General features: G+C 64.3%; 4 protein-coding genes and 1 pseudogene. All 5 read left to right on the top strand.

The genetic code is table 11. The features are described from left to right. On the top strand, positions 1–235 hold a 235-nt coding region (locus EOA23_RS32655; protein WP_281058779.1), incomplete at its 5' end, for an NAD(P)-dependent oxidoreductase. 16 nt (positions 236–251) lie between these two features. Continuing rightward, complete coding sequence (locus tag EOA23_RS32650) at positions 252–965, top strand: GntR family transcriptional regulator (RefSeq protein WP_189341800.1); 714 nt, start codon at positions 252–254, stop codon at positions 963–965. Continuing rightward, a complete protein-coding gene (locus tag EOA23_RS32645; protein ID WP_127307100.1) occupies positions 962–2,194 on the top strand; it encodes a LacI family DNA-binding transcriptional regulator in 1,233 nt (410 codons plus the stop codon). Before EOA23_RS32650 ends, EOA23_RS32645 begins: the two co-directional genes overlap by 4 nt. 32 nt (positions 2,195–2,226) lie before the next feature. After that, complete coding sequence (locus EOA23_RS32640; protein WP_127307099.1) at positions 2,227–3,327, top strand: ABC transporter substrate-binding protein; 1,101 nt, start codon at positions 2,227–2,229, stop codon at positions 3,325–3,327. 45 nt (positions 3,328–3,372) lie between these two features. Then, positions 3,373–3,578: pseudogene (locus tag EOA23_RS32635) on the top strand (sugar ABC transporter permease); the annotation flags it as partial.

Raw genomic sequence — 3,578 nt, 5'->3', positions numbered from 1 at the left:
AGCGCTGGACAGCGGCCATATCGCCGGCGCCTGGCTCGACGTTTTCCTCCAGGAGCCGCTGCCGGCCGATCATTGGGCCTGGGCGCATGAAAGCGTGCGCATCACACCCCATTGCGGCGGCCTGCCAACGCCCGAGGGGACCGCGGCCGCGATCGCGGAGGCGATCAAAGCTCTTGACGATCCACGATATCCGCTGGTTTCCGGCAAACCGCTTCTTGACTCCCAAAACTCCTGAATGCCAGTATACAGATATGCTGAAGCTGAACGCACCAGTCCTGACCGAGCAGAACGAGCGACGGAACACGATATCGGCCAAGGCCTATCAGGAACTGCGCGAGGCGATCATCACCGCGCGCGTCCTGCCCGGCGCGAGCCTTGCCGAGACTGACGTCGCTCAGGCGATGGGCATCAGCCGCACACCGGTGCGCGAGGCCTTCACCCGGCTCTTCGACGAGGGGTTGATCGAGATTTCGCCGCAGACCGGCACCCGCGTCTCGCTTATCGACATGACCCGGGTCCGCGAGGCCGTGTTCATCCGCTCGACCCTGGAAAGCGCGGTCATCGCCAACAGCGGCGTCCATCCGGATCCCGGCACGCTCGACGAAATCGAGCTGTCGTTGCGGGCACAGGAACGGCTGGTCGACAGCGACGACATGGGCGCCCTGCATCGCGCCGACATGGCCTTCCACTCGGGCCTGACGGCTGCCTTCGCGCATCCCCGCGCCTGGGCTGCCTGCCAGCATATATCGGCGGACATGATGCGCGTTCAGTTCCTGATCGGCATGAAGCCGGATCACATCCGCTCGATCATCGCGGAGCATCGCGCGATCCTCGATGAAGTCCGTGCCGGCAAGACTGGCGAGGCCGCGCGCCTCATGGCCGCGCACATTCGCAATGTCGACTTCGACCAGGCCACCCTCAAGCGCGAGCATCAGGAGTTCTTCCGTGCGGGAGACGTCCTGTGATCGCTCCCGTCCCTGCCCTCGCCTTGTCAGGTCCGGAGCCGGCGGCCTCTTTTTTTTCGGCGGTCTACGAAACCGGTTTACCAACCAAGTTCAACATCATCCTGCCGGGAGCGTTGAAGCGTTTGTCGGATCGATTGAAGATCACCATCCGGGATGTCGCGCGGGCGGCGGGCGTCTCGGTAACTTCCGTGTCGCGCCATCTCAACGGCCGCATCAGCCTGCCCGACTCGACGGCGCTGAAGATCGAGCAGGCGGCTGCCCATCTCGGTTATCGTCCCAACGCCATTGCCCGGCGGCTGACGCGCGGCAGCAGCGAGACGCTCGGCTTGATAACCTCGGACATCGCCTATCCGCTGTTTGCCGCCATCGCCTCCGCATCCGAAGCGGAGGCGGCGCGGCACGGCTACAACCTGCTGATGCTCAACAGCCGCAACCTGGTGGATCATGAGCTCGCCTTCCTGGCGCGTATCGAGGACCATCAGGTGGACGGCATCCTGCTTCTCACCAACCATTCGGACGACGGCCGGCTGGTCAAATGCATCAACCGGACGGGCGGCGTGGTCCTGCTCGACGAGGATGTGCCGGGCGCCCGGGCGCCGCGCCTGTTTGCCAGGAACGCCGACGGCGCCCGCATGGCGACCAGCCACCTGATCGAGAAGGGCCATCGCCGCATCGGCGCGATCGCCGGCCCGCATGGCCTGCTCAGCACGACCGAGCGGCTGTCTGGCTATGCCGAGGCGCTGGAAGCGGCGGGCATGGCGGTCGACAACCGGCTGGTGGTCCATTGCGACTATGATGAAAACCAGGCTGTCGGCGCTTTCAAGGAGCTGTTCGAGCAGCCGGATCCGCCGACCGCCGTCTTCACCTGCGGCGACATGCTGGCGCTTGGCGCCATGCGCGCGGCGCGCGGCATGGGCCTGCGCATTCCCGAGGATGTCTCGCTCATCGGCTTCGACGACATCAGCAATGCCGACCTTCTTTCGCCGGCGCTGACGACGGTGCGGCAGTCTCCGGCCGAATTCGGCCGGCGCGGCGTCGCCATGCTGCTGGACCTCATCACAGGCAGAAAAACAGAAGCGGTCACCGAACGCATCGGCGTCGAGCTCGTCGTCCGTGCATCGGTCGCGCCGCCATCAGGCCGCCGGCTATGGCGGTCTGCAAGCAATACCGGTTCCGAGCCGCCAACCGGCGGCTTGGCGCCGGCCCGGGAGGAAGTCACCGAAAACTAGGACTCCAGACGGACATAAAAAGGGGAACAGCCATGTCCAGCAACCGCTTTGGTCAAGACGCAGCGTTAATAGCAATCGAGAAGTTCAAATCCGGTCGGATCGACCGTCGCTCCTTCCTTACCGCCATGGCCGGCCTCGGCCTCGCTGTCGCGATGCGGCCCGGCGCGGCATCGGCGGAAGCCAATGAGATCGTCGTCTGCAATTGGGGCGGCGCCGCGCTCGACGCCTTCCAGAAGGCCTATGGCGAGCCCTTCACCAAGAAGTTGAGCATACCGGTCGTGATCGATGGCGCCGGCCCGGAGACGGGAGCGATCCGCGCAATGGTCGATTCCAAGAATGTGACCTGGGACGCCACCGACGGCGGCATGACCGACGCGCTCGTGCTCGGCAAGGGTGGCTATGTCGAACCGATCGACTACTCGATCGTCGACAAGAGCCTGGTCGGCGACGGCCTCGCCGCCGAATTCGGCATCTGCAACTACACCTATTCCAACGTGCTCGCCTACGATTCCAAGAAGCTCTCGACCGCGCCTTCCAGCTGGGCCGACTTCTTCGATCTCGAGAAATTCCCCGGCAAGCGCACGATGTGCAAATGGATCCAGGGCCAGCTCGAGGCGGTCCTGCTCGCAGACGGCGTCAAGCCCGAGGATATCTATCCGCTCGACGTCGACCGCGCCTTCAAGAAGCTGGAGCCGCTTCTGCCGAACCTGATCTTCTGGGAGTCGGGCGCGCAGAGCCAGCAGCTCTTCCGTGACGGCGAGGTGGTGATGGGCAACATCTGGCACACCCGCGCCAACCTGCTGCGCAAGGAGAACCCCCAGTTCACCTGGACCTGGAACAACAACCTGATGTTTGCCAGCGCATGGTCCGTGCCGAAGGGCAACCCCGCCGGCAAGAAGGTGTTCGACTTCATCAACTCGTCGATGGAGCCGGAAGGCCAGATCACCCTGCTGCGCATCATGGGGAACGGCCCGTCTAATCCCAAAGCGCTAGCTCTCATGACCGAGGAAGACAAGGCGGTCTATTCGCTGGCGCCTGAGAACGCCAAGACAGGCTTGAAGATCTCGGCCGCGTATTACGCCGACAACGAAGCCGCGCTGCAGAACAAGTTCCTCGATTTCATCTCTCGCTGATCAGGGACGGCCACCGGCTTCCAGGCCGGTGGCCGGATAGCCGCCATGTCGTCTTTCCAGCGTTGGGCCTTCGGCCTGACGGTGCCGGCCGCGCTATTGACGATCTGTCTCTACGTGGTCCCCATCCTTCAGGTGCTGGCGCTCTCATTCACCGAGCCGACCTTCGGCTTCGGCAATTATGTCGAGATGTTCGGCAGCGCCGCGATCGGGCGGGTGGTGCGCACCACGATCATCGTCTCGGCGGTGACGAC

The sequence above is a fragment of the Mesorhizobium sp. M2A.F.Ca.ET.042.01.1.1 genome (assembly GCF_003997405.1).
Classification (GTDB): domain Bacteria; phylum Pseudomonadota; class Alphaproteobacteria; order Rhizobiales; family Rhizobiaceae; genus Mesorhizobium.
The sequence above is the reverse complement of the archived record's forward strand: the minus strand, read 5'-3'. Positions and strand labels throughout refer to the sequence as shown.

What these genes read in the sequence shown, in the direction of transcription:
- EOA23_RS32650 (WP_189341800.1), top strand. Translation starts at nt 252, where the DNA reads ATGCTGAAGCTGAACGCACCAGTCCTGACCGAGCAGAACGAGCGACGG.
- EOA23_RS32640 (WP_127307099.1), top strand. Translation starts at nt 2,227, where the DNA reads ATGTCCAGCAACCGCTTTGGTCAAGACGCAGCGTTAATAGCAATCGAG.